The following is a 25,099-nucleotide window of genomic DNA, read 5'->3' as shown; positions in this document are numbered from 1 at the left end:
GCTCAAAATTCTTAAGATGGTCATGATAAGGATTGAATCCCCCGGCAGGGTGAACTTAATAGGTGAGCACACCGACTACACTCTTGGCTACGTAATGCCGATGGCAATAAACCTCTACACGATTTTGGAAGGAAGAAAAGCGGAAGCGGTGACTCTCTATTCAGAACACTTTAAAGAGGAGAAGTTCTTCAGCCTGAATCAGCTTTACAAGGAGAACACATGGATAGACTACGTGAAGGGAGTTTACTGGGTTCTAAAGTCGGAAGGGTACAATGTAGGTGGAATTAATGGGAAAATATTGGGCAACCTGCCAATTGGAGCAGGATTAAGTTCTTCAGCAAGCTTAGAACTTGCGGTTATGGCTTTCCTGAACAAGGCATATTCCCTCAACCTTTCTCGTCTCGAAATGGCATTGCTTGCCAAAAAAGCGGAAAACGAGTTTGTAGGCGTGCCCTGTGGAATACTTGACCAGTTTGCAATAGCCTTTGGAAAGAGGGGACACGCAATATTTCTGGATACAGACACACTAAGCTACGAATACATACGGTTTCCAGAGGATGTTTCAGTGCTGGTGTTCTACACGGGAGTTAAAAGGGAGCTTGCCTCTTCAGCATATGCGGAAAGAAGGAAAATCGCAGAGGAATCACTTCGTCTTCTTGGAAAAAGAACCTCAAAAGACGTTGATGAGAGTGAACTTGTTAAACTTCCCTCTCTTTATCGAAAATTCTTTGGCTACATCGTTAGGGAAAATCGGCGTGTCCTCGAAGTGAGGGATGCCCTGAAGAACGGGAATATTGAAGAGGTCGGGAAAATCTTAACCAGAGCCCACTGGGACATTGCAAGAAACTACGGAGTGAGCTCAGAGGAGCTGGACTTCTTCGTAAGAAAGGCCGGAGAACTTGGAGCATATGGGGCAAGGTTAACAGGAGCAGGCTTTGGAGGTTCAGCGATAGCCCTCGTTGACAAGGAAAATGCAGAAGGGCTTGGGAAAGCAGTCCTTGAGGAGTATGGGAAAAAGTTCCCGTGGAAGGCTGGGTACTTCATCGTAGAGCCATCTGATGGGGTGAGATAGTTGAGGGCGCTTGTTTTTCATGGCAACCTACAGTATGCCGAAATCCCAAAGAGCGAAATCCCAAAGGTCATAGAGAAGGCATACACTCCAACTATTGGGACGCTGATTAAAGAAGAGATTCCTTTTGGGCTCAACATAACGGGCTATACCTTAAAGCTCCTCCCGAAGAAGGTCATAGATCTCGTTAGGGAGGGCATCGCGAGTGGTCTGATAGAGATAATCGGAACGAGCTACACCCATGCAATACTCCCCCTCCTGCCCCTTAACAGAGTAGAAGCACAAGTTCAGAGGGATAGGGAGGTTAAGGAAGAGCTCTTCGAGGTCTCCCCTAAGGGCTTCTGGCTGCCAGAGCTTGCTTATGATCCGGTAATACCGGCCATACTGAAGGACAACGGCTATGAATATCTATTCGCCGACGGGGAGGCGATGCTTTTCTCAGCTCACCTCAACTCGGCGATAAAGCCAATTAAACCGCTCTATCCGCACCTCATAAAGGCCCAGAAGGAAAAGCGCTTTAGGTACATCAACTATCTCCTCGGTCTCAGGGAGCTTAGGAAGGCGATAAAGCTCGTTTTTGAAGGTAAGGTAACGCTAAAGGCAGTCAAAAACATCGAAGCCGTACCGGTTTGGGTGTCCGTGAACACGGCTGTAATGCTCGGCATCGGAAGACTTCCCCTTATGAATCCTAAGAAAGTGGCGGGCTGGATAGAGGACAAGGACAACATCCTCCTATACGGCACCGACATAGAGTTCATTGGCTATAGGGACATTGCAGGTCACAGAATGAGCGTTGAGGGGTTGTTAGAGGTTATAGACGAGCTCGGCTCGAAACTGTGCCTTCCCTCAGAGCTGAAGCACAGTGGAAGAGAGCTCTACTTACGGACTTCAAGCTGGGCACCAGATAAGAGCTTGAGGATATGGACGGAGGATGAGGGGAACGCAAGGCTAAATATGCTTTCCTTTGGTATGGACGGCGAACTTGCCTTTTTAGCCGAGAACAGCGATGCAAGGGGATGGGAGCCCCTCCCTGAGAGGAGGCTGGACGCCTTCCGGGCTATATATAACGATTGGAGGGGTGAAAATGGAGAACCTTAGAAGAAGGGTTTCGATTGCACTGCTTGTATTGATGGCGGCTTTTTTGATGGCAGATCAGAACCTTCTTCCTCCAAACTACCAGCAGATAATGGCAGAATTCGGTATAAGCGAAACTCAAATGGGCCTTGTTTCAACTATTTTTGTTGCAACGAGTGCTTTGATCACTATCTTATGGGGCATGCTCTCCGACATAAAAAGCAGAAAGAAGCTCCTTGTGATAGGAGTTCTCCTTGGAGAAGTCCCGTGCTTCCTAACGGCTTACGTTACCAGCTACTGGCAACTCTTGGCAATGCGCTTCCTTACGGGAATAGGTATAGGCTCGATAATCCCCATAGGATACTCCCTAATAGCCGACATGTTCGAGGAGGAAAAGAGGGGAAGGGGTTACGCTTACATAGAGACTGCCTTTGGTTTTGGGACGCTCTTCGGAATGATAATAGCAGGTTTAATAGTGAGCTGGAGGACTCCATTTATAATCGCCGCGGTTCCAAACTTTATCCTCGCGCCGCTCTTCTACTTCGTAGCAGAGGAACCCAAGAGAGGAGAGGGAGAAAAGGAGCTTAAAGAGATTTTGGAGAGGGGCTATGAATACACTTACCGGCTAAACAAAGAAGCCCTCAAAAAGTCCTTCAAGACCAAGACAAACATCCTAATTTTCCTTCAGGGCATCATAGGAACAGTTCCATGGGGGGTTATAATGTACTGGCTTATCTCTTTCTTCATTGTGACGCGTGGAATGGAAAAAAGCACCGCCACGTTTGTCCTCCTTATAATTGGCATCTCAAGCGTCATGGGAAGTCTAATAGGCGGATTTGTGGGGGATTACTTCGAAGCAAGGCAGAGGGGCGGAAGGGCTGTAATTACCGGCCTGGCGATCTTCATCGGGATGATAGCTGCTATAGGCCTTATTCTTTATCCCCTCCCAAGCAAATTAATCCCAATTCACTGGGTAGCTTTAACGCTCTATTCCATAGTGTTTGTTCAGTTCGTTTCCTATGCTGGGCCAAACGTTAGGGCAATAGTTTCTCAACTTAACCTCCCAGAAGACAGGGGTACTGTGTTTGGCCTCTTTAACATCCTGGATAACGTTGGGAAAGCCACTGGCCCCTTGTTCGGTGGATTTTTAATAGAGACACTTAGGAGCATGGGCTACTCAGACGCTTTAGCTTACCAATATACGCTCCTAATAGGGAGCCTCTTCTGGATACCCTGTGCATTGGTGTGGCTCTGGATAAGAAAGAGCTACCCCGAAGACAGAGAAAGAATCAGAGAAATTTTGAGAAAAAGAGCGGAGGAGCTTGTAAAAGGGACGTCATAGCTCCGGAAGTCCATACTTTGCCAGCAGTTCGTCTTTTACTTTCTTTTCCCTTGCAATCTCTCCATATACGTAAGCGCTCTTTCTCGGTCTCCTCTCAAAGGTCGTGTAGTCCACCTCAATCAACCCAAAGCGCGGTCTAAAGCCTTCAGCCCACTCAAAGTTATCTACAAAAGACCAGTAGAAGTACCCCCTCACATCAAACCCTTCACTCAGCGCTTTGTGAACGTACTGGAGGTGCTGGATGATAAATTCTATCCTCCACTCATCGTCTAAGGTAGCTATCCCGTTTTCCGTGATGTACATTGGCTTTCCGTAGCGTGAAACCTTTGCTATAGCTTCGTATATGCCCCTTGGATAGACACTCCAACCCATATCTGTTTTTCTCTTGCTTAAGTCTGCAAGCTTGGCATCGAAGAAAAACTTCAGCGGATTCCAGCTGTGTTTTATCTCGCTGGCTGTGTAGTAGTTTATCCCTATGAAGTCCACATCGCTTTCTGGAGTTTTGTAAGTCCCAAAAGCTCCTTTATATTTCCCGTTCCATATTGCATCGAGGAAGTTCCAGTTAAAGAGGGAATCAGCCTTTTGAGCAGCCTTTACGTCTTTCTCTCTGTTGCTTGCAGGGAGCATTATGGGGATGTTTTTGACTATTCCCACCTCGAATCTGTTGCCAAGAACTTCATATGCCATTGCATGGGCCTTGAGAAGATTTGAGGCGACTTTAAATGCTTTAAAGGGGCTCTTGAGGAAGGGTGGCCAGTAGGCCGTGAGGTAGCCCATCATAACATAGACCATCGGCTCGTTAAAAGTTGCCACAAGCTTGACTCCCTTGAGGAGCTCCGCGGCTTTATCAACGTACTGCTCCCAGTACTTGAGATTCTCTTCCCTCAAAAAGCCTCCCTTCTTCATAAACCATAATGGGGAGGTGAAGTGATGAAGCGTGACGTTAGGCGTTATTCCTTTCTCAAGGAGGAGCTCAATGATTTCACGGTAGCGGTTGAAGGCTTCCTCGTTGAACTTGCCCTCTTCCGGGAAGAGGCGGCTCCATTCTATAGAGAAGCGGTAGGCATTGTAGCCGAGCTGAGCCATCAGCTCTATATCTTCCTTATAAAGTTCCCAGTGATTGCAGGCTTTGCCGGATTTGTAGGGGAGCTTGCCTGTCTCCTCATAATACCACCAGTCGTTCCACCTATTGTCCCCCTCAATCTGATGGGAAGATGTTGCTGTTCCAAAGAGGAAGGAATCGGGAAAGACAAGCATGACATTCACCAAACATTTATTTGCCCTGAAAACTTAAATCCATTGTGATGGCTATGAGGGAACTCCGCTATAACCCTTTAACCGGGCAGTGGATTATGGTTTCCGCTGTTAGAAGGAACCGCCCTTGGAGGCCTAAAAACTTCTGCCCTTTCTGTCCCGGCACTGAGGAGACCGGTTACGGCTGGGAAGTTCTTCTTTTACCAAATAGATTCCCCATGCTGTCTTTTGATGCACCAAAGCCGGAGCAGGAGAAATTTTACACAAAAGCCAGAGCCCTCGGTCAGTGCAGTGTTATAGTGGAAACCCCTGAACACGAACTGAGGGATTTCAACGAGCTTCCGAAGGAGCAGATGATAAAAGTCGTAGAGCTGTGGAAAGAGACAACTGCCAAGCTCATGGAAAACCCCAGAGTGGCTTATCTCGCAATCTTTCGCAACAAAGGGGAAGAGATAGGAGTTAGCCTAACTCATCCTCACGGCCAGCTCTACGCGCTTCCCTTTATCCCCCTCAAGGCGAGGTTAAAAATTGAAAACTCAAGGAACTACTACCACCGCTTTGGAGAATGTCTATTTTGCAGAATACTTAAGGAAGAAGCCAATGAAGAAAGAGCTATCTATGAAAACGAAAGCTTCATTGCCTTCATGCCCTTCTTTGCCAGCTGGCCTTTTGAAATCCATGTGTATCCAAAGAGACACGTTCAGTATTTAACTCAGCTTAACGGCAAAGAGACAAAAGATTTAGCCGATGTGCTTCAAGCTGTTACCGGAAGCCTAAATGAAGTCTTAGAGAGGGACATGCCCTACGCGATGATGATCTTCCAGGCACCGTTTAAAGGGAAATACCCCTTCTACCACCTGCACATCGAGTTCTACCCAATCCTAAGGGACAACGGAAAGGTCAAATACACTGCCGGTATTGAATTGGGCACGTGGGAGTTCACTTATGACGGCATCCCGGAGGAGAACGCGAGAAAGCTCAGAGAGGCCTGCAGAAGAGTTGTAAAAAGGCTAAACGCGGAGGGCAGGTGTTTTTAGGCTTTCTTCAAGAAGCTCAAAATCGAGCTCTGTTTTGGTCTGTAGTAGACATCCTCATGCTTTATTTTTATATCCCCTATTTCTTCAAGCTTAGCTTTCTTTATCTCTTCTGGGAGCCTAATCTCGCCGTACTTGCCCCCTCCACCGGGGATTACGATAAGCTTTTCATTCCTGAACGCCCAGATTGCCTTGGCTATCTCTTCCCCAATCAGCTCGGTTATGCTTTTTATCGGAACATCGACCAGAACGGCAATTTCACTGCCGAACTCCCTCAAAAGGCGTTCCCATATGCTTTTGACGGCTTTGGTTTCAACAGCTTTGTTGAGAACCATGGCTATTATCTCCGCAAGAGGGGCCAAATGGAGGTAAGGAGGTCTGTCCTTTGGCCTTTCGTTTGTATCGGCAAGCTCAAGAATCCTATCATGAACCCCCTTCTTTATAACTCCTCCGCAAAGCTCACATCTCCAGTTTAGCCCCTTAGCATCCTCAAGCCTGTATTTGGTGTAGCACTTTGAGCAGGCTGTTAGATGGTACTTACCAAGCCTCGGGTCAAGCCCGACGTTGAGGATTATCTTCCTCCCCCCACGCTTTAGGATGGCCTTTCTAACCTCATCAAACGTCGCATCCTCAATTTCAAAGCGGTTGAATTCTCTGCCAAGCCTGTGGGGCATTGGAGAATGAGCGTCGGAGTTGCTTAAATAGGTAAGCCCGTGATGAGCCTTTATCCTGTCGGCCACGTAGGAATCTGCAGAAAGCCCCAGCTCAAGGAAGTGAACCTTGGCGTCACCATATGCCTCTTTAAGGCTGTTGTACTCCTTGTAGAGAGCTGTCCATGGGGTAAATGAATGGGCCGCGCCTATCAAAACGTCAAGTTCATTTGCTAAATCAGCTATTTCGGCAGCACTTAAATTTACGTGCGGCCTTCCCTCATTTTCAATATCCTTGGAGTAGGGCTTGAGCCTTTCACGCATCCCCCTTACCGCGTCAATAGAGGGAAAAATCAGGAGATGATGAACTCTCCTGCTGTCCTCAACCTCAGCCGTAAGGAGAAATCTCACGCCTTTTATTTCATAACTCCCCTCATCAACTTTTTGAGCAGCTTCTAAGAGCTCCTTCTCCCATTGGAGGTTTAGAATATCCCCAGTGCCCACAATTTCAAGACCCTTGAGCTTTGCGTTTTCTGCTAAAATGGGAAAGGTCATCAACTTTGAGACCGCCTTGGAATAGCGGGAGTGGATGTGCAGATCAGCGTCAACTATCATAAAAGCACCTCAAAAGAAAAGGAAAAAATCAAAGGTAGCCTCTATCTTCTTCCTCATGGCCCGGTTGTGGAAGCTGCTGCTCAAACATCGCTCTCTGCATTTCTTGAACCTTTCTAAGGATTTCCTCGGTTTCTTTCGCCCTCTCGTCGAGGGCACTCATGTCTATCTCTAAGTTGAGAACCTGTGCAACGACGCTTAGAACTGCCTTGGCAGCTCTCGCATCCACTATGTAGCCGAGGCTTTCTCCAAGGAAGCATGCCCCTCTCATTCCCCTGAGCTTTCCTATGCCCAAAAGCAAACCTGCTGCTCCGACTATTGCTCCCCCTTCGTCTTCCCTAAACACAACAGGTAGATGTTTGTATTTCTCCTTTGTTTCCAAATCGGTGAAAGAAGCCAATACCCTTGGCTCTCCTTCAAGCTCTGGCACTTGATAACCGCCCATTGTGATTATCTCCCTCGTTCCAAACTGCTCCACAAAGTCAAGCATCTTCCCAACGACTTCAAAGTGGCCGTAGCTGTCGGTTGGAGGTACTTGAGTGTCTCCGGTGATTATTATCAAATCCCTGTGCTCATCATCTGGGCTTTTCCAGTAGTAGAACTCATTTCTCATTAAATCCACTGTCGAATCCTTCTTTACTATAACTTGGTGCATGAAGTGAGGAGAGTAAAGCTCGGCAAATTTCTTTGCCTTGAGTTCCTGAATTAAATGATCTGCAGCTAATTTGCCAACTAAACCAATTCCGGGGAGACCTTCAATAAAGACCGGGTCGTATATGTCGGGCTTTTCATAAACAACTATCATCGTTTCCTTCATTTTTTCACCCCAACGCCGAATAGTTCCCTCTTAAGTCTCCTCCTATACTCCCCGTACGGATCCTCCGGGGAAAACTTAGGAGGATGAGCCGATTTGGTTTTTTCTCCACAAACCGGGCAAATATCTTTCAGAGTGTATCTGCCACATTTTTGGCATTTTTTAATTCTGAACCTCATGCCTCTCTCCTCTTTATCTTCCTTATCTTCTTTTCTTTCCTTATGAGCGAAGCTTCTCCACCGGCTTGTTTTATAACATGAAGTATCTCCGAGGCTATCTTCTCCAAAACATCTTCGGCTTTATAGTAGTCCGGAGCGGTAATATCTATTCTGTACCTCGGTGCCCCGAGATAGCTGAACTTAACCTCTATCCCCTGCTCTTCATTTGCCCTGTCTCTGGCCCTTATGAGAGCTTCTTTTATGATTTCAATGCCATTAGGAGTGGGGACAGTTATTTCGAACTCCGCATCTATTGTGACGGTTGGAATCTCAACGTAGTTCTTTATTATCTCCTCAAGAACCGGTAACCATTCATCGGGGATGAGATCTTTAAGAACTTCAATGCCATTTTGAGCGGCATCTTCAAATGCCGCATAAACCTCTCCGTATTCCTCCTCAAGCGGCACCCAAACCTCTCTCCAAGCCCTCTCAAAATCTTTGCCGAGTTTTTCGGCTGCCATCTTTAAGAGGTTCTCTGCCTTTTGAGCCCTCTTGAACTCCTGAATCTTTGCCTTTCTCTCCTGCTGCTTGACCCTCTTAAGGCTTAAATCTATATGCCCCTTACTTGGATCAACGCGTATAACCTTTGCCACAATCTTCTGGCCTTCTTTAAGGTAATCCCTGATGTTTCTCACAAAAGTTGGGGCGACTTCGCTTATGTGCATAAAACCTTCCTTTCCGGGATACTCGTCAAGTGTCAAGAACGCACCGTAGTGGTGAATGCTCTTAACGGTAGCAACAACAAACTCTCCTTCCTCCGGAAATTCTCTAGCTCTCCTCGGCATTCTCATCATCTCCCAAAAATTTTACCAAATAAAGGTAGTTGTATGAGGTTTTTAAGGTTTTGGAGAAAAATAAGAGAGGTCATTCAAGAACTTCGAGAATCTTTGCCTTTATGATTCCCTTTCCGCCAGCCGGTTCGACGAGAGTTGAGCCACAAACCAAACATCGTACAGTTGTTGCTGGGTGGCTAAAGACTATCTGCTCGTTTCCACAGTCAATGCACTTAACCTTGAGGAATCTTGACCTTGGCATTGGGATGAGGTTTTTAGGCACTGCCATCTTTTCTCACCTCACACGAGCTCAAACTTCTTTACTCTAAACCCTTCGCCTCTTGTGTGTGCCTTTCCGCACTCTGTGCACCTAAACCTAAGGTCAAGCTTCTTCACTGGCTTTTCCCTTCCAGTTGGGTTCGGCCTTGGGAAACCCTTGTAACCCTTTAAGATTCTCCTGAATCTTCTCTGACCAGCGCTAAGCTCACTCCTAGGTCTCTTCTTTACCCTCTCCACCTTATGAACTGTGTGCTTCTTACAAAACGGGCAGTATGTCCTTATCTGCTTCGGGTATTTCATACTTCCACCTCCATAACACGCCCGGTAGGTTCCTTCACGGACACCCCCGAGCATGAACCCATGACAGTCCGAGAACCCCTAACATAGAACCCTTTAAAACGTTTTTGGAAGCTCAGAAAAATTTTTAAATACAAAATGTTACTAAAAATCGGGGTGAGGGGCAATGATGCTGGAAGAGCTCCTTCATGAGATTAAAGGGCTGGAGGAAAAAGAGCTCGAGAGCTACAAAAAACTCCTTAAAAAGCTCAAAGATCCAGAATACGCAGACTTGAGAAACTTTCTCCTAAAGCTGACCATAGACGAAACACTGCACAAGCACATCTCCGAAGCTCTGGAAAAGGCTTATCAGGAAGTTAAAGAGCTTGTGAGAGAGTATACCCCGGAGGAAGAAGCGGAACTTGGAACAGCCGTCCTCTTCCCGGGGGTGCCAACGATAATTCTTCCAAGGAAGTAGACGCCATTGGCACTAAAATCCCCACAGATGAAATTTTAGAGGAGTATTTCGGAGAATTCCCGGGGGAGCCCGTTGTGGGAGAGCTCATGGAAGAGATTAAGGAGAAGTTAGGAGAATACATAAAGAACAAGGAAGCCCTCATAATGAACTACGAAAAGCTTTCGGAGAAAGCCAAGCACCCAGTGCTGAAGGGAATCGCAAAGGACATCAAAAACAACAAAGAACAGCATAAAAAGATGCTTGAGAAGCTATTGGAGCACTACAAAAGCTGAAGTATTAGGGGAATCAAAAAAGGCGCTATTGCCGTTAAAATAAACCCATGTACAAAAGCAAGAAGCGTTATCTCCGTTCCCCCAAACTTTGCCATCAGTGGAAGGGTTGTATCCATGGTCGTTGCGCCCCCCATGACTATCGCCTTCTCTTTTGGAATCTTCTTTATTGCAAGGGGGTAGAAAATAATCGTTAGAATTTCCCTCGTTAAGTTTGCCAGAAATCCAATTACCCCATATATCGGAGAATAAGTTGCCAAGAGAGGGCCCGTTAAGGAATACCACCCAAAACCCGCAGAAATTGCTAATCCCCACTTAAGAGGAACCTTCAAAAGGAGAGAAGCAAAAAGGCCCCCTATCAGTGAGCCCACAACTGTAGCAGAAGGAAGCAAAAGAGCCATTTTGCCAAGTCGTTTAAGCTCTTCTCTTAATCCCTTGCTCTTTCCAATGTCGATGCCTATAATAAATATGAGGAGATAGAGCATGAGCTCGTAGAGGTTACCGAACTCTAAACCCGTGTACTTCCCAACGAGCATGCCAAGGAGGAGGGATGAGAGTACCAGATAGAGAAAACTCACTTCCTCACCCCCAGCAGCGCCATGAAAAGACTTCCGAGTATTGTAAAAGAGGCAAAAACGAGGGAAGAGATGAAAAGCTTGAAAGCGTCTATTTCCACTCTGCCCGCTTCAACACCCATGAAAAATATCAAAAACAGCAAAGCAATACTCATCGGTTTGTCCATGCTAAACTTTATTCTATCCCTAAGCAGATAACCCACGAAGACACCCAGCACAAGGGGGATGAAAATGTTCATGTCTTAACTTAAGGTACACAAATATTAATAAAACTACCGGACGCATTCAAGGGCTTTTTCGTAATCCTCTCTGCTCAGCCTCCATCCCATCGCACCGAAGTTCTCCCTAATGTGTTCCTTGTTTGTCGCTTTTGGAATTGCGACAACGTTTTCCTTCCATATGAGCCAGTTCAATGCAACTTGAGCGGCGGTTTTGTTGTATTTTTTCCCTATCTCTGCCAAACACTCGTTTCTTGCCAGGGTTCCCTTTTCCAGTGGGGTGTAAGCCATCAACGTGATGCCCTCCCTCTTCATGTACTCCAACAAGCCGCTCTCTTCTGATCTTCGGTCTTTTAGAGAGTATTTTACCTGATTCACCACGATCTCGTATTTTCTCATAGCTTCCTGGCTCCTCTTGAGGAGCTCAAGGTCGAAGTTGCTAACGCCGATGTACCTGATAAGGCCCTCATCGACGAGCTCTTCAAGAGCATGGAGGGTTTCCTCTATTCTTCTGAAGTCCTCAGTAGGCCAGTGAAGGAGATAGAGGTCTATGTAAGTGCCAAGTCTCTTTGCACTTGCCCTTGCTGCTTTTTTGGCACTCTCGTATCCAAAATGGGTGGGCCAGATTTTGCTCACTATGAAAATATCTTCCCTTTCAAACCCCTCTATGGCTTTTCCAACGAGCTCTTCGCTGTGGCCAGAGGCGTAAAATTCCGCCGTGTCTATGAGGTTCATTCCAAGCTCAAGCCCGTATTTAAGGGCTTCTACATGTTCTCTATCCCTTGAGTAGTCCGGACTCTCCCAGCCTCCTACACCCTATGTACCCATTCCGATGGCCGTAACCTTGTCGTCTCCAATTCTTTTCAGATCATTAAACGCCTTAACCCTCATCTTTATCCCTCCATTCCTCAAGTAAAAGTCCAATTTCATTATACACCTTAACGCTCCTAAAACCTTTTTCCCTTAATACTCCAATGATGTCTCTAATAATCCTCTTCTGCACGTTCATGGCAATCGCCTGACAAAAGTGGCACTCTGGAGTGGTTCTCGCTAAGAGAAGCCATACCATAACCTTTTCATTCTCCACAGTTAGGCCATACACTAACCCTTCGTCCACTATATTAAGTTCCGTTTCCGGGTCTTTTACTTTCCTAAGCTCCTCCACGACCTCTTTAACCTCAGGAGGGAGCTCCCTCAGGTTTCCTCTTGGCTTTTCTTTAAGGAAGTCTAAAAATCCCATCTTCCTCACTTCTTCTCAAACTTTGCGAGGAGGTTGTTTTTCATGTCATATATGTAAACCCTCGGAAACTTCACAAGGGCAAAGCGTTCCATTATATCGCCAATTATCTTTGAATGAGCTATTGCAGCGCCCCCAATCATGTTGTAATATGCATTGCTCTCCACGGCGAGCCATATCTTGAGGGTGTTATCACTAACGTCAAGTCCCGCTAAAAGACCGGCATCGAGTATATTCATCGTGCTTATCGGATCAATAACAGTGCTCAACTCCTCGAGAACTTCTTTGTATTCCTGAGGATACTCCCTATCCCTTCTGTAAACTTTCATTATTCCTCACCGTTTGAAGATTGGAGAGAATGCATAAAAACATTTTTGGACAAATTTGGTTAAACCTTTTTCACCTCTACCCATGTCGAATGAAAAGCTGAGGCGTTTCCATATTTCTCAACGGTCTCATCGCTTGTAAGGAAGTTCACATTCCAGCCGAGCAGTCTAACCCAAAATGCCTTGTAGAGAATCACGACTCCTTCAGGAACATCTTCGCTAATCTTCGCCACCGTTTTTATTTTTCCGTATTCGTTGAAAACCTCCACCTCATCGTTTTCCTTGATACCTCTTGCTTGGGCATCCTTGGGGTTAATGTAGAGGTGAGGATCAATTATGTTGTAAGTGTTGTGGTACTGGCTTGTGATTGTCAGCTTCCATGTCGGACTCAAAAGCTGGAGCCCTTTCCCTTTCAGCGGTTTATACTTGGGGAAAGGAGAAAGGCCTCTCCTAAGAGCCCTCTGAGAGTAGAACTCTATCTTTCCACTTGGGGTGTCGTATTTTCTCCCCTTTGCTTCAACTTTTACAAAGCCTTTCTTTTTGAGCTCCTCCAAGCTTAAACCGTTCATCTCCAAGACCTTTCTCACGACCTCTTCATCGCTTTCATAAAGGTAGGGATTCTCTATACCCATGGCTTTAGCGAGCATTCTAGCTACTTCACTGTTGCTCTTCCCATAGAGCCTCGTCACAGGCTCGTTTAATGCAACATAGCGGTGGTAGTAGGAATCGGCAATGTCAAACCTCTCAAAAAACGTGTTCGCAGGTAAAACCACATGAGAATAGAGCGCTGTGTCAGTTAAAAAGATGTCATGAGTAACAACGAATACATCGTTCTCCATTATGGCTTTTCTTAATCTGTTCTGATTCGGAAGCGAAGCCAGGGGATTGGCATTGTATATGTAGAGAAACTTAATCTCTCCCCTCTCAATGTATTCGGCAAGCTTCATCTGGGGTATTCCCTTGACCGGTTTTGTTCTTAGAAAAGCCCCCTCAGCATAGCTTTTATCGATTGTTTTCATATCGTAGATAAAGCCAAACTTATGTCCCACAAGGGCTGGGAGAATGGAAATTGCTCTCACGGCCTCTCCGCCATTGAGGGAGCGCTGAAAACCGTATCCGATGTGGATAACTCCCCTCTTCTCGGAATACTCAAAGGCAAACTCCTCTATTCTCTCCTTTTCAATTCCGGTTTCCTCGCTTACAAAGTCCAGGTTTATCTTTTTGAGATATTCTGCAAACCCTTCAAACCCGTATACGTTTTCTCTTACGAAGTCCTTATCGTAGAGTTCGTTTTCAACGATTACCTTCGCAATTCCCAGGGCAAACAGAGCATCTGTGTTGGGCCTTATCTGGAAAAACTTTTCGCTCCTTTTTGCAGTTTCAGTTCTTATAACATCAACAACCCATTTTTCGAGGTTGTGCTTTTTCGCAAGCATAAACCCATGGAGGTTCGTCCATAGGGGGTTTATTCCCCAATACACAATGAGTTTCTGATTCTTCAGCTCCTCCGGATCCATTCCTACTGCACTTCCATAGACGTCTTTTAAAGCCTCTTGGCCGGCTCTATCGCATATTCCATAATCGAGCATTGCGGTGTTGAGATAGTGGAAAAGCCTCAACGGGAAGGCATAATTAACAACCCCCCTATCGCCGGCATAGTTATAAACAAGAACGCTTTCGCTTCCGTAGCTCTCTATTGTTTCTTTCAACTTCTCTGCAACTACTTTGATAGCTTCGTCCCATTCTACCTCTCTGAATTTATCCTCCAGCGTTTCCCTCATTAGCGGCTTTTTTAACCGCTCTTCGCTGTGGAACCACTTTGGCAGAAGAGCGCCCTTCTGACATAAAAAACCTCTCGTTATTGGATGATCCGGATTCCCCCTAACAAAAAGCTTTCCGTTTTTGAGCTCGCTTATAATTGCACACGTGTCATAGCAGTCTCTCATGCACACACTAAACATTAGAACCACCTAAGGGGAAATGCTCACCCTTCTAGCAACTTCCCTCTGAACTAAAACATGCCCGAGGGTTCTTGGAAGAGTAACCAGATCCCCCGCCTTGAAAGGCCCGTACTCCCTCAGGCGTTCGTCCATGACCTTGGGGATATCTTCGAGAATAAGGTAAGCCTCCCAAATTTGTTTTCCGCTCTCTGGGATTTCTTCTTCTGTTTCCTCCTCAACCATCTCAAAACCTTCCATGGGAATATGCTCCCTGTTCACAAACGCCAAAAGAAGGGAAAAGATTCTCCTTTCTTCACCGACAAGGTTTTGTGGTCTTCCTTCAAAGACCATGTCCACTATTTTATGAAGCCTTGCCCGAAGTATCTCCTTGATTAGCTTTTCTGCAACGTTCATCTCTGCAAGGTACAGTCTTTCCTCGATTTCTTCTCCCCTCTCCTTGGAAGACTCTGCCCTAAGCTTCAATGCCTTTACAAGGCTGTCGAACTCCTTGTAAAACTCCTCATCTAAGGAAGTTAATTCATTTGAAGATAACTCCATCTCAAGAAGTTCCCTGAGCTTTGCGAGATCCAATTTAACCACCTAAAAAATAGTATGGGAGAGGTCACTCCTCAACCCTTGGAGCAAGTAAGAACGTTAGCCTTCCTTCATCCCTAATGGGATAGTCCATCTGGAGGGGCATCTCGTTTCCAAACCTGAGGACTACCTCATCAGCCTTCCCTATTCCCTTTACCATGTCCGCGAGGTAGCTCACGCCGTAGGCGCTCTTGGTTTCCTCTTCAACCTCAAGGTCAAGCAAGCCTTCGTCCTCAAGCGTGAGCCTTATCTCGACCTCTTGAGTCTCCCCCTCGGCCCTCATAATGAACTCATTTCCCTTGGCAATAAACTTTATGGAGTCACTAACGAGAGATGCATCTTTAATTGCCTCCTTAAGAACCTCACCGAGAACGACTGCCTTTACCGTGAAGGGCAATTCGGGGAGCTCAAGCTCAAGTTCCTCAACTTCAATGAGGGGAAGTCTGAATGTTCTCTTTGCAGTTCCCTCAAGGATTACCTCAAGGAAGTTCTCTTCTCCCTTTCTAAGGACAAGGATGTCTTTGCCCTTTCCTCTCTTGAGGATTTTCTTAAAGTGGTCCATGTTAACGCCGATTGTTTCTTCTCCTTCGACTTCGTATTTGCTGAAGATTCCAGCGGGGAGGTTGAGGTCAATCAAAACAACCCTGCTTGGATCCATTGCTCTCATCGATATGCCTTCCTCCGTAACTTTGAAGGCCGCCTCATCGATTAAATTGCTTGCTGTGTCAATCAAGCTTGCAAAATCCTTTGCCCCATCAAAAACTATCTCGAACGGCATCTTTATCCCTCCGTATCGTTGAGAATTTTAGCCATCAACCTTATCCTTTCTCTGCCCCTCCATAAATAAGTTTTTCCATTGTTCACATCGGGTATCCTTCTATATGCTTCATCTAACTCCTTTAAAGCTTTTTCTACAAGACGTTTAAGCACTTCTATTTCAAGTCCCTCCATGAATTTCACCGTTATTCGTAGCTTCTCCACGTGTGGCCGCACTTTGTACAGCGGTAGAAGATCGTTGAAGGTTCATCTCCAGCCCTTGTCTGCATTTCCCACCAGTAGGCTTCATCGTTGCCACACTTTGGACAGGTTATCTTTACTTTTGGGAGTGTAGCTATGTCCTGCTCAATAACGGGGACGTCTTCTCTCTCATGCCTGACCTTTTGGGTTATTTTGTATCTGTTTGCCGTCTCCGGATCAAGAGGTTCCTCATATCCGCATTTTCTGCACACAAAGACTCCCTTCTTCTTATCTGGCAGCATTATGCTCCCGCATTTTGGACAGAATTTCATTCTCTCACCCCCAGTCTAAGACAAGGTTGCCAAATTGAAATAAAAAGTTTTGCCATATTAAATTCATAAAGGGAAGAGTTTTTAAGACCACACCAAAACTCAAGAATAAGGATAACCGATGATGAGTGTCATCCCAGCCGAGTGGTGACGACGTTTTATCCCCACCTGAGGTGTGGAAGATGTTCAAATTTTTCAAAAAGAAGAAAAAGTACGGTGCTTTGATATATGTGAGTGAGCCCACCATTATTTATCATACCCAAACCGAAAGGGCACTGCTGAGGATTATTGAGGAAAGGCTCAATTCGAACAACATTATACTTCCTTCAGATTACGGGCTAAAGCCTACACACCACATGATAAAAGACGCCGAAATATTCGTGGCAGTCGGCATAGTGGGAAAGTTTACATCTCTCGTTAGCAGGGAAATACAAATCGCCCAAGAGCTTAAGAAGAAAATTTACACCATAAACGTGGCGAGGAAAGGTAACGAGATTTACTACGATTTCTTTGAGGGCATTCCCGATGACATGGAGTGGCTGAGCGAGGAAGAAACTCAAAAGCTCTACAAGGACTTTAGGGGAGAGGAATTCTCAGGTTTTATGAAAGTCTTCTTGGGGGACAGAAGAAGGCAGTGGTAAACCTTATTTAGGGGGAATTAAACATATTTTTCGGTGAATCTCATGGAAAGGTTAGTGGTGTTTATGCTATTGTTTTTGCTGCCCTTTGCATATGCCCAAGAGCTGGAATACCTTACATGGGGCGGCGATGAGATAGATAGTGGTGTAGCCTACCTCCCGGGAGAGGGATACTCCATTTTGGTGGGCTCTACCAAAAGTTTTGAAGATCTGAGAGGAGGATTTATTGTTAAAGTCGATGATAAGGGAGGTCTGGAATTTCAAAAGCTCATCTACTCCTCCAAACCAATCTTCATTAGGGATGCAACCCTCTACGGAGACAAGACATATTTGGTGGGGCAGATAGGTTCCATAAACTTTCAGGATGCCGATGCATTTGTGGGAGTACTCAACGTAAATGGAGAACTTGTCTATTTCAAAACCTTTGGTGGGAGCTTTAATGATGGTGCTGAAGCAATGGATATAGCAAATGACAGAATTTACATAGTCGGCTATACGAGCCCGACGGGGAGTATCCAAAGGGCATTCTTAGCGGAATTGTCTCTTGAGGGAAAAGTAAACTGGGTAGTGGAATTCGGAAATGAAAACGCCAAAGCAACTGCAGTGAAAGCCACCCAGTCCCTCATCTACGTTGCCGGAACTTATGATAAGGGTATTTTTGTGTGTGCCTTTGATTTAATCGGAAGGCTAAGGTGGGCTAAGGCGTATCCATTGAAAGATGTGGAGGCAATTGAGTTCAAAAACGACGTTTATGTAGCCGGAAGCACAAAGGATGACATAGGGTTTGGGAATGCCTTCCTACTGAGGATTTCACAAAATGGAGATACCATATGGAAAAAGCACTTTGGAATAGGGTATGGAGACAATTTCGTTTCCATAATGTTCAACAATTCCGAAATAGTTCTCTTAGGTTACACAGGCAACTTTACCTCTGGCAACCGCGATGGAATAATCTCAAAATTTGATGAAACGGGAGAGCTGCAATGGTTTGGAATAATCCAAGGAGGAAAAGAGGATATAGTTGCCAAAGGGATTCTAAAAGATGGCGTCATATACGCAGCCGGTTACACTGAGGATTTCTCTAAGAGATTCATCGTTCCTAATGTTTCAAAAGTTACATGGGAAACCCTATATGGCCCCCTAGACATACCGGAAGGGGAATATTCACCCGAACCCAAGAAGATAACCTTGGAATCTTCCGACTACAAAGTCCTCGTAAAGACGGTCAGCGGAAGGTTAAACTCCCCAAAAAACGGCGACGCATGGTTCTTCAAATTCGGAAAAGAGAAGAGTGAGGTTGAGACCACCACCAAAACTTCCGTAGAAACGAGCCCTTCAATATCTACAACAAGCACAACGCAAACAACAGCCCAAAGCCCTTCCCCACCACAGACCACTTCTACCCCTTCAACCACAACTAAAAAAGAAACATCTTCTTCTGAAATTACCTCTCCAACAGCCACTCCCTCAACAACGAGCTCTGCGACCACAAGTGAAGAGAGCAAAGGTATCTGCGGCCCCTCAATAATCCTGCTCTTCACTATGGCTTCACTCCTCTGGAGACACCTGAAGAGGTAAGAAAAGACTTTTATTTTCTCTCTCTTATACCCCTTCGGTGATAAAAATGGCAAAATTTTTTGTCCCAAAGTCTCATCCCAGATATTGGAGCCTTTATTACAGGCATAAACTGGAGGAAGCCCTTGAAAAGGGCATTTTAGCTACAGCAGGGTTAATTGCCCATGGAAGGGGAGAAGCTTTTGATTACCTTATCGGGGAAACCACAATTGAACCGGCGGAGAAAGCTATGAAAGCCGCTGTTGCGAAACTTCTATTGGCTAAGCATCCGGTAATTTCGGTAAATGGAAACGTGGCAGCACTGGTTCCAAAAGAGACGATAGAGCTTGCAAAGGCTCTCAATGCAAAACTTGAGATAAACCTCTTCTACCGGACAGAGGAAAGAGTTAAGGCGATAGCGGAGGAACTCAGGAAGTATGACCCGGAAGTGGAGCTTCTCGGCATAAACCCAACCAAAAGAATTCCAAACTTGGAAAGCGAAAGGGGCAAAGTTGATGAGAACGGCATATGGAAGGCAGACGTTGTCGTTGTACCATTGGAGGATGGAGACAGAACGGAAGCACTCGTGAAGATGGGCAAGTTCGTTATAACAGTCGATTTGAACCCCCTCTCACGGAGCGCAAGAATGGCCGACATAACCATAGTTGACAACATAGTAAGGGCATACCCAAGAATGATCGAGCTGGCCAAGGAAATGAAAGAACTCCCCCGGAAGGAACTTGAAAAGATAGTGGCGGAATACAACAACGGGAAAATACTCAGTGAAGTCTTAAGCTATATAAAGTCCAGGCTAGAGAAATTAGCCGAAGAAGGTGTTTGGAGGAGAGAAAATCTTTAAATTTTTTCAGCTTTTTCTACTAGAGCTCTTAGGCTTACAATCAGCTCGTTTTCGTCTTTAGCTTTTGATATAACCAGAGGGACTCTCTCCCTCTCCGCTATTTTTACAGCGAGTTCATCAAGTCTTTTAACCCCATGAAGGACAACCACCGCTGGTTTTAATCCTTGAACTCTTATAGCTATCATTGGGCTCCTTCCCGTGGTCACTTTGGTGAAGACTAACGCCCTTTCAGTGGTCCAGCCATAGAGCTTCAAAAACTCATCACTGCTCATTTCTAAAATGGCCTGTATGCTGTCTATAACGGTATAACCATAGATTTTCCTTCCAAGAAGATCTTCGTTTGCGGCAATTTCTCCTTTTACCGCGGCAACTATCTCAGCCACTGTAACGGGAAAGGCAAACTCCCTTATGTCGAGAATAGCATTTGTGGGGAGATCACTACCTATAGTCCTGCTAAAAGCCCTTATGACATTTCCTCCCCGCTTTTCATCTATTTCAAGGAGAGCCTCAACGAATTTCCTAATTGTAGAGGCACCGGGGCTTTTTCTTCTACCACCCTCATAATCGCTGATCACCGAAGAAGATACACCAAGAAACTCGGCAAGTTCTGTCTGACTTACGCCAAATATTTCTCTCCACTTTCTCATGGTCTTTCCGGGATCTGAAGATAGGGTTATTTCCCCGGCAATTCTTTTTGCCAGAGCTTCCTTCTCTTTCTCCAACATAATTAATTCCTCACATTAGGTTGTTATAAGTTTTTCGGCAATTGCCTATAGAAAGGGGGTAATAACCCGCCCGAGTTCATCGACTCCGCCTTCGGCGGTGCTCCCCGGGCAGGTGTAGTTGGAACTTTTCATTAATAACCTTTGCTATTTCTTCATTTCCTCCTCTATTGTCTCGGCAAGCCTTTTTATACCCTCTCTAATCTTCTCCTCTGGAACGTAGGTGAAGTTAAGCCTCATTGTGTTCTTAACATCCCTGTGGGCAAAGAAAGCCTCCCCCGGAACATATGCCACACCTTTCGCAACGGCCTTCTCAAGCATGAGCTTCGTATCTATTCCCTCAGGAACAGTTGCCCAAACGAACATTCCACCCTCTGGCTTTGTCCACCTAACGCCCTCTGGCATGAACTCTTCCAAGGCTTCCAGCATTGCATCTCTCCTTGGTTTGTAGAATTCAATTATCTTCGGTATGTGCTTGTCTAAATATCCTCCCTCTACATACTTCCACGCTATAACCTGGCTGAAGGTGTTTGTACAGAGATCAACGCTCTGCTTGGCTATCTCAAGTTTTCTTATGAAGTGTGGTTCTCCAGCTATCCATCCAATTCTAAAGCCCGGTGCAAGGATTTTGGAGAACGTTCCGAGGTATATAACCCTGCCCTCCTCGTCCCATGCCTTAATGGGCTTTACCGGCTCACCAGAATAGCGGAGCTCTCCATATGGGTTATCTTCAACTATTATGAAGTCGTATTGACTTGCAAGTTCAAGGAGCCTTTTTCTTCTCTTTTCGTTCATTGTTACACCAGCCGGATTCTGGAAAGTTGGTATTGTGTAGACTATCTTCACTTTCTTCCCTTCTTTTTCCAGCTCTTGCAGCTTCTCTTCAAGGAGGTCAACGTTCATTCCCTCATCATCAAGAGGTATCTGGACAAATTCAGGCTCGTAATACTTGAAAGCTTGAAGGGCAGCAAGGTAAGTTGGGGCTTCAACCACAATAATATCCCCCGGATTTATGAAGACCCTGCCTATTAGGTCAAGAGCCTGCTGTGATCCGCTTGTGGTCATAATATCTACTTTGGAGATGGGGATATCGTACCTCTTCCTCATCCACTCGGCAATAGCAAGCCTCAAAGGAGTAAAACCTTTGGTGGTTCCATATTGAAGTGCCTGAGCCGCGTGCTTTTCAAGAACTTCCTTGGTAATTTCCCCAATTATCTCCACTGGGAAGGTTTCAGGCGCTGGAAGGCCACCCGCAAGTGAGATCACATCTGAAGTCTCAACGAGCTTTAAAAGCTCCCTAATTTCTGAAGCCTTCATCCCAAGAGCCTTTTCCGAGAAGTACTTTTCATAATCCAAAGTTGGTGCCTCCAATTTCTCCTTAAGCCTTTTCTCAAGCTCCATCCTAATCTTCCTCCAGGCAGTTTATTTGATGTACTAAAGTGAACACGTACCCTATTTTATGCATTGATAGTTTTGTGGCAATTAAATATAAAGCTTTCGGCGTTGGTCGGAAATGGCCTTTATATTTGTAAAGATTCAGAATATAACAGATTTATGTACACCAAGGAACATATAAAAACATCAACGAACAGAAATTGAAAGGTAGGAGTGAGCTATATAAACCCCATTGAGGAATTAGAACAATAATGGGGGGATCGAAATGCCCGTGATAAAAGAGGTTTTAGAGATAGCGGAGAAAATAAAGACGATGGAAATAAGAGGGGCGGGAAAGATAGCGAGATCAGCTGCCTATGCTCTGCAATTACAAGCTGAAAACAGCAAGGCAAAAAGCGCAGATGAACTCTGGGGGGAGATTAGGGAAGCAGCGAGAATTCTATACCACACAAGACCCACTGCCGTTTCCCTTCCAAATGCCTTAAGATACGTTACATATCGTGCAAAGGTGGCATACAGCGGCGGTGCGGATTTAGAGGGGCTTAAGTTCATAGTGATTAACTCAGCAAAGGAGTTCATACACAACTCAGAAAACGCCGTTAAAAGAATAGCCGAGTTTGGTGCAAAAAGGATTGAAGATGGGGACATTATAATGACCCACTGCCACTCAAAGGCTGCTGTTGGGGTTATGAAAAAAGCATGGGAGGAAGGGAAGGACATCAAGGTCATTGTCACTGAGACAAGGCCAAGATACCAGGGAAAAATTACCGCTAAAGAGCTTGCTGAAGCAGGAATCCCTGTTATCTACGTCGTTGATGGGGCGGCGAGACATTACATGAAAATGACCGACAAGGTGGTTATGGGTGCAGATTCAATAACAGCTAACGGTGCCGTTATCAACAAAGTAGGGACTGCTCTGGTAGCTTTAACGGCAAAAGAACATAGAGTGTGGGTCATGATAGCCGCAGAAACATATAAGTTCCACCCGGAGACACTCTTAGGGCAGCTTGTTGAAATAGAGGAGAGGGATCCCTATGAGGTCGTTCCGAAAGAAGAGCTCGATAAATGGCCCAAAAATATTGTTGTGAAAAATCCGGCCTTCGATGTTACGCCACCAGAGTACATTGACGTTATAATCACCGAAAAAGCCGTTATCCCTCCGTATGCAGCGATAGATATCCTAAAGGAAGAATTCGGATGGGCTCTCAAATATACCGAGCCATGGGAGGACTGAGCTCGTAGAAAAGTTCATCCCCTCCAAGCTCCTCTTTCAGTTTTTTGAAGTTCTTCTCAAGTCGTGGTAACCTTGATTTGCTCCGCTTAAGCATCTCATTTGCCAGATTGATTGAAAACTCAAGGTATTCGTCGCTTATCAATATTCTCCCATCTCTGCCGAGGGGAACGGTTAAGTATTCGGTGCCGTTTATCTCCACCAACACTCGTTCCTTGTTTAGAGCTTTAAAGGTGGTGTACTTAAAGCCAGAAGAAAGACCGATTTCGTGGAGCTTTTTCCCGATTTCTACATTTTCTCCAACTATGTGAAAAATTGGAGGCTGGGCTTTAAGGAATATTACTCCTTTTTGTGCAGCTTTTAAGCTATTTTTTGCCTCTTCAAATGTTATTGGGAAGTGTTTTTTAATTAGCCATCTCGATAAAGGTTTAGCCCCTATTTTGGGCTCTTCGATTATCCCTATTCTACCAGAACATGAGCTCGTTGTGTAAACTCCTTTTATTGAGTTGATAAGCAAAAGGAGGTCAATTATATCACTATCGACCTTACCCTCTTTTATTGCTGTAAACAGTGTCTTCAAGGCTTCTCTTTTTGCTCTCATTTTTAACTCACCTCTAAAGGCATTCTTCTTCAATAAACTCTCTCTGAGGTGATTAATTGGTCATTAATCCATTCTTAGCACTTTTCGAACATATTTTGGCGAAAAGTTTATAAAGATATCCCAGATAGCTAAAGTGGACATGGCCGGGGTGGTGTAGCCTGGTTAGCACAGGGGACTGTGGATCCCCTAGCCCGGGTTCAAATCCCGGCCCCGGCCCCAGAACAACCCTTTGCTCCGCAAAGCGTTGACGGAAAGAAGGCGTGCCCTTCTGAAGGTGCCTGTTTTCAAGTGGTTTACTCTTTAACTGGCGGTTTTACAGTGTTCCACTCTCAACAAGGCGTCCGAGGGGAGAAGAATAAAAGTGGAACTCACAAAAAGTCCCGGTTTAATGTTAAACCCGTTTTCATAGGCAAGTTTGGAGTGCACGCTTGATCCCCTGCCAGTTCAGCAGGAAGGGAGTTCTTTTGGTGAAGCTTTTTCAAGCAATTGAGACATTTTGATGCCCTCTTTCCTTACAAACTCAACCAAATCCACCCTGACCAACGGCGTAACCTTCCACTTTGGTGCCCCCTTCTGCGCATCACCTGTATAAATACACGTGTATTTACACGCATTTGGCCCCACAGCCCAATACCAAAAAGAGGGAAAAGCCACCTTAAAAAGTTGGAAGAGAAATTGAGACAACTCAAAGAAGGCTTTCAATCAACCTGTAATCCTCTTCTGGGATTTCTCTCATCGCCTTGCCCATTAAATGCCCGCTCCAGCGCTTCTTATTGGTAATGAACTCCAGCTTTGGAATGAGGGGCTTGAAGTCCAGCTCACCAAGCTTCACTGGCTTGATCTTGACCCTCAGCGGGTACGTCTCATTGAGGTGTGGTGGGCTCTTGAAGATTCTGCTTGAGTCGGTGTAAGGCTCGCTCACGACCTCGAAGATGCCGACAATCTTCGGTTCGAGAACTTCCTTGTTCTCACGCTCCTGTTTCACGTAAATGACGAGCTTATCCCCGGGCTTGACCTTGGCAATGATGTTTTTATGCCTCTTCGCGACTCCCCAGACGTTCCTCTTTTTGACAACCTCCCAGTTGTCACGGTTGGTGATGCAGAGCCAGTACTTCATTCCACTCACCCAACCAGAGAAAAAGGATAAATAAGTTGTCATTAGAATGGAAGCTCTTCCAGATGCCTCAACGCAGATAATGTACCTGCAAGTCCCAATAAGCTAATCCCAACCCAAAGGGCATCGGAGAGATCCATCACAGTCATACCGTAAATTGGAGTATCGGAAGTCACTCCTAAGATGTTCCCGATATATAATATAAGACTATAAAAAGTCAGTGCCATTATGAACTGTGCGCTTGGAAGGGCCATTTCAAGAAGCATCTTACTCAGTACCTCAAAGGTCTCAGCAAGTTGTTCCAGGGGTTCCAGGGCATCCATCATATCACCTCAGCGAAGATATAAGCTCCATAAGTGCATCCATTATTGGAGTTACAATCGAAATAATCACGGACACTCCCACAAGAATCCAAGTTGCTTTGATGAGAAATGCAGTTGACCAGTCGTATGCCTGAATTTCTTGAGAAGCTTGAAATACAAGGGGTGTGAAAGCATCGTAAATTACCTGTTCAATACTCGGGACACTAAGTGTCAAAAACAGTGTTATCCCAAGCCCAATAAAAGCGAAAACCGCCTTTCCAAGGTCCATCTAAACCCACCAGTATGGTTTACAATCCTGGAATAAATAACCTTTTTGATTCGTTAAATGCCAAGATATTATTCAC

Annotated in this window: 32 protein-coding genes, 1 tRNA gene and 1 pseudogene; 11 read left to right on the top strand and 23 right to left on the bottom strand. The window is 45.4% G+C overall.

Annotation, left to right across the window (positions count from 1 at the left end):
• The first annotated feature begins 22 nt into the window (after nt 1-22).
• Genes ADU37_RS02620 through ADU37_RS02610 form a run of 3 tightly spaced genes read left to right on the top strand, consistent with a single transcriptional unit; the run spans nt 23 to nt 3,485 of the window.
• On the top strand, nt 23-1,072 hold the full coding sequence (locus tag ADU37_RS02620; protein ID WP_058947607.1) for a galactokinase: 1,050 nt from the start codon (nt 23-25) through the stop codon (nt 1,070-1,072).
• Nucleotides 1,073-2,167 carry a polysaccharide deacetylase family protein gene (locus tag ADU37_RS02615; protein WP_058946156.1) on the top strand — a complete coding sequence of 365 codons (1,095 nt, stop codon included), beginning with the start codon at nt 1,073-1,075 and terminating at the stop codon, nt 2,165-2,167.
• Nucleotides 2,154-3,485 carry an MFS transporter gene (locus tag ADU37_RS02610; RefSeq protein ID WP_058946155.1) on the top strand — a complete coding sequence of 444 codons (1,332 nt, stop codon included), beginning with the start codon at nt 2,154-2,156 and terminating at the stop codon, nt 3,483-3,485. Before ADU37_RS02615 ends, ADU37_RS02610 begins: the two co-directional genes overlap by 14 nt.
• On the opposite strand, the gene ADU37_RS02605 is transcribed toward ADU37_RS02610, so the two are convergent.
• On the bottom strand, nt 3,480-4,742 hold the full coding sequence (locus tag ADU37_RS02605) for a glycoside hydrolase family 1 protein (protein WP_058946154.1): 1,263 nt from the start codon (nt 4,740-4,742) through the stop codon (nt 3,480-3,482). The two genes, ADU37_RS02610 and ADU37_RS02605, sit on opposite strands and share 6 nt — an antisense overlap.
• A 53-nt stretch (nt 4,743-4,795) precedes the next feature.
• Here ADU37_RS02605 and galT point away from each other — a divergent pair, with 53 nt between their 5' ends.
• Nucleotides 4,796-5,776 carry a galactose-1-phosphate uridylyltransferase gene (gene galT / locus ADU37_RS02600; RefSeq protein WP_058946153.1) on the top strand — a complete coding sequence of 327 codons (981 nt, stop codon included), beginning with the start codon at nt 4,796-4,798 and terminating at the stop codon, nt 5,774-5,776.
• On the opposite strand, the gene ADU37_RS02595 is transcribed toward galT, so the two are convergent.
• From ADU37_RS02595 to ADU37_RS02570, 6 genes are all read right to left on the bottom strand, one after another.
• Nucleotides 5,773-7,038: a TIGR00375 family protein gene (locus tag ADU37_RS02595; RefSeq protein ID WP_058946152.1), complete on the bottom strand. Its 1,266-nt coding sequence runs from the start codon at nt 7,036-7,038 to the stop codon at nt 5,773-5,775. The two genes, galT and ADU37_RS02595, sit on opposite strands and share 4 nt — an antisense overlap.
• A gap of 28 nt (nt 7,039-7,066) precedes the next feature.
• Nucleotides 7,067-7,852 carry a proteasome assembly chaperone family protein gene (locus ADU37_RS02590; RefSeq protein WP_058946151.1) on the bottom strand — a complete coding sequence of 262 codons (786 nt, stop codon included), beginning with the start codon at nt 7,850-7,852 and terminating at the stop codon, nt 7,067-7,069.
• Nucleotides 7,849-8,028, bottom strand: a complete 180-nt coding sequence (locus tag ADU37_RS02585) for an RNA-protein complex protein Nop10 (RefSeq protein WP_058946150.1) — start codon at nt 8,026-8,028, stop codon at nt 7,849-7,851. The genes ADU37_RS02590 and ADU37_RS02585 overlap by 4 nt, the downstream gene beginning before the upstream one ends.
• Nucleotides 8,025-8,852: a translation initiation factor IF-2 subunit alpha gene (locus ADU37_RS02580; protein WP_058946149.1), complete on the bottom strand. Its 828-nt coding sequence runs from the start codon at nt 8,850-8,852 to the stop codon at nt 8,025-8,027. Before ADU37_RS02580 ends, ADU37_RS02585 begins: the two co-directional genes overlap by 4 nt.
• Before the next feature lie 79 nt (nt 8,853-8,931).
• Nucleotides 8,932-9,123 carry a 30S ribosomal protein S27e gene (locus tag ADU37_RS02575; protein ID WP_175060245.1) on the bottom strand — a complete coding sequence of 64 codons (192 nt, stop codon included), beginning with the start codon at nt 9,121-9,123 and terminating at the stop codon, nt 8,932-8,934.
• A 17-nt stretch (nt 9,124-9,140) separates the two neighbouring features.
• A complete protein-coding gene (locus tag ADU37_RS02570) occupies nt 9,141-9,419 on the bottom strand; it encodes a 50S ribosomal protein L44e (RefSeq protein WP_058946147.1) in 279 nt (92 codons plus the stop codon).
• A 163-nt stretch (nt 9,420-9,582) separates the two neighbouring features.
• On the opposite strand from ADU37_RS02570, the gene ADU37_RS02565 reads away from it, so the two are divergent.
• A complete protein-coding gene (locus ADU37_RS02565; RefSeq protein WP_058946146.1) occupies nt 9,583-9,873 on the top strand; it encodes a hypothetical protein in 291 nt (96 codons plus the stop codon).
• A gap of 74 nt (nt 9,874-9,947) precedes the next feature.
• Nucleotides 9,948-10,145 carry a hypothetical protein gene (locus ADU37_RS02560; protein ID WP_058946145.1) on the top strand — a complete coding sequence of 66 codons (198 nt, stop codon included), beginning with the start codon at nt 9,948-9,950 and terminating at the stop codon, nt 10,143-10,145.
• Here ADU37_RS02560 and ADU37_RS02555 read toward each other — a convergent pair.
• The 10 genes and pseudogenes from ADU37_RS02555 to ADU37_RS02515 form a co-directional block, all read right to left on the bottom strand.
• Entirely contained in the window at nt 10,133-10,720 is a 588-nt protein-coding gene (locus ADU37_RS02555; RefSeq protein WP_058946144.1) for a lysine exporter LysO family protein, read from the bottom strand. The genes ADU37_RS02560 and ADU37_RS02555 overlap by 13 nt on opposite strands.
• Nucleotides 10,717-10,956: a LysO family transporter gene (locus ADU37_RS02550; RefSeq protein WP_058946143.1), complete on the bottom strand. Its 240-nt coding sequence runs from the start codon at nt 10,954-10,956 to the stop codon at nt 10,717-10,719. The genes ADU37_RS02555 and ADU37_RS02550 overlap by 4 nt, the downstream gene beginning before the upstream one ends.
• Before the next feature lie 33 nt (nt 10,957-10,989).
• A pseudogene (locus ADU37_RS02545) lies at nt 10,990-11,826 on the bottom strand (aldo/keto reductase).
• Nucleotides 11,816-12,175: an iron-sulfur cluster assembly protein gene (locus ADU37_RS02540; RefSeq protein WP_058946142.1), complete on the bottom strand. Its 360-nt coding sequence runs from the start codon at nt 12,173-12,175 to the stop codon at nt 11,816-11,818. The pseudogene ADU37_RS02545 and the gene ADU37_RS02540 overlap by 11 nt, the downstream one beginning before the upstream one ends.
• Before the next feature lie 5 nt (nt 12,176-12,180).
• Nucleotides 12,181-12,501: an iron-sulfur cluster assembly protein gene (locus ADU37_RS02535; protein WP_058946141.1), complete on the bottom strand. Its 321-nt coding sequence runs from the start codon at nt 12,499-12,501 to the stop codon at nt 12,181-12,183.
• Between the two features lie 59 nt (nt 12,502-12,560).
• Complete coding sequence (locus tag ADU37_RS02530; RefSeq protein WP_238981988.1) at nt 12,561-14,459, bottom strand: molybdopterin-dependent oxidoreductase; 1,899 nt, start codon at nt 14,457-14,459, stop codon at nt 12,561-12,563.
• A gap of 9 nt (nt 14,460-14,468) precedes the next feature.
• A complete protein-coding gene (locus ADU37_RS02525) occupies nt 14,469-15,029 on the bottom strand; it encodes a hypothetical protein (RefSeq protein WP_058946140.1) in 561 nt (186 codons plus the stop codon).
• 31 nt (nt 15,030-15,060) lie between these two features.
• A complete protein-coding gene (locus ADU37_RS02520) occupies nt 15,061-15,810 on the bottom strand; it encodes a DNA polymerase sliding clamp (RefSeq protein WP_058946139.1) in 750 nt (249 codons plus the stop codon).
• A 2-nt stretch (nt 15,811-15,812) separates the two neighbouring features.
• A complete protein-coding gene (locus tag ADU37_RS11480; protein WP_175059091.1) occupies nt 15,813-15,983 on the bottom strand; it encodes a hypothetical protein in 171 nt (56 codons plus the stop codon).
• Nucleotides 15,984-15,994: 11 nt separating this feature from the next.
• Entirely contained in the window at nt 15,995-16,321 is a 327-nt protein-coding gene (locus ADU37_RS02515) for a transcription factor S (protein ID WP_058946138.1), read from the bottom strand.
• A gap of 179 nt (nt 16,322-16,500) precedes the next feature.
• Here ADU37_RS02515 and ADU37_RS02510 point away from each other — a divergent pair, with 179 nt between their 5' ends.
• From ADU37_RS02510 to ADU37_RS02500, 3 genes are read left to right on the top strand one after another with little or no spacing between them, the layout of a single operon-like run.
• Nucleotides 16,501-16,959: a hypothetical protein gene (locus ADU37_RS02510; protein ID WP_058946137.1), complete on the top strand. Its 459-nt coding sequence runs from the start codon at nt 16,501-16,503 to the stop codon at nt 16,957-16,959.
• Nucleotides 16,960-17,001: 42 nt separating this feature from the next.
• Nucleotides 17,002-18,534, top strand: coding sequence for a hypothetical protein (locus tag ADU37_RS02505; protein WP_058946136.1), 1,533 nt, complete (start codon nt 17,002-17,004; stop codon nt 18,532-18,534).
• Nucleotides 18,535-18,580: 46 nt separating this feature from the next.
• Nucleotides 18,581-19,369 (top strand): 4-phosphopantoate--beta-alanine ligase, encoded by a 789-nt coding sequence (locus tag ADU37_RS02500; protein ID WP_058946135.1) that lies wholly within the window; start codon nt 18,581-18,583, stop codon nt 19,367-19,369.
• Here ADU37_RS02500 and ADU37_RS02495 read toward each other — a convergent pair.
• A complete protein-coding gene (locus tag ADU37_RS02495; protein ID WP_058946134.1) occupies nt 19,366-20,094 on the bottom strand; it encodes a helix-turn-helix domain-containing protein in 729 nt (242 codons plus the stop codon). The genes ADU37_RS02500 and ADU37_RS02495 overlap by 4 nt on opposite strands.
• Before the next feature lie 144 nt (nt 20,095-20,238).
• Nucleotides 20,239-21,492, bottom strand: a complete 1,254-nt coding sequence (locus ADU37_RS02490; RefSeq protein ID WP_058946133.1) for a PLP-dependent aminotransferase family protein — start codon at nt 21,490-21,492, stop codon at nt 20,239-20,241.
• A 259-nt stretch (nt 21,493-21,751) separates the two neighbouring features.
• On the opposite strand from ADU37_RS02490, the gene ADU37_RS02485 reads away from it, so the two are divergent.
• Entirely contained in the window at nt 21,752-22,720 is a 969-nt protein-coding gene (locus ADU37_RS02485) for a ribose 1,5-bisphosphate isomerase (RefSeq protein ID WP_058946132.1), read from the top strand.
• Here the strand turns inward: ADU37_RS02485 and ADU37_RS02480 are convergent.
• Nucleotides 22,692-23,318, bottom strand: a complete 627-nt coding sequence (locus ADU37_RS02480; RefSeq protein WP_058946131.1) for a hypothetical protein — start codon at nt 23,316-23,318, stop codon at nt 22,692-22,694. The two genes, ADU37_RS02485 and ADU37_RS02480, sit on opposite strands and share 29 nt — an antisense overlap.
• Before the next feature lie 142 nt (nt 23,319-23,460).
• Between ADU37_RS02480 and ADU37_RS02475 the strand changes: the two genes are divergently transcribed.
• Nucleotides 23,461-23,537: transfer RNA gene (locus tag ADU37_RS02475), tRNA-His, on the top strand.
• 466 nt (nt 23,538-24,003) lie between these two features.
• Here ADU37_RS02475 and ADU37_RS02465 read toward each other — a convergent pair.
• From ADU37_RS02465 to ADU37_RS02455, 3 genes are read right to left on the bottom strand one after another with little or no spacing between them, the layout of a single operon-like run.
• Nucleotides 24,004-24,435 (bottom strand): EVE domain-containing protein, encoded by a 432-nt coding sequence (locus ADU37_RS02465; RefSeq protein WP_058946129.1) that lies wholly within the window; start codon nt 24,433-24,435, stop codon nt 24,004-24,006.
• A gap of 41 nt (nt 24,436-24,476) precedes the next feature.
• Complete coding sequence (locus ADU37_RS02460) at nt 24,477-24,755, bottom strand: hypothetical protein (protein WP_058946128.1); 279 nt, start codon at nt 24,753-24,755, stop codon at nt 24,477-24,479.
• A 4-nt stretch (nt 24,756-24,759) separates the two neighbouring features.
• Nucleotides 24,760-25,023: a hypothetical protein gene (locus ADU37_RS02455; protein ID WP_058946127.1), complete on the bottom strand. Its 264-nt coding sequence runs from the start codon at nt 25,021-25,023 to the stop codon at nt 24,760-24,762.
• Nucleotides 25,024-25,099 lie beyond the last annotated feature (76 nt).

Origin of the sequence: Thermococcus sp. 2319x1 (assembly GCF_001484685.1) — an archaeon.
In the GTDB taxonomy this organism is placed as follows: Archaea; Methanobacteriota_B; Thermococci; order Thermococcales; family Thermococcaceae; genus Thermococcus_A.
Note: the sequence above shows the minus strand (reverse complement) of the source record. Positions and strands in the feature narration are given on the sequence as shown.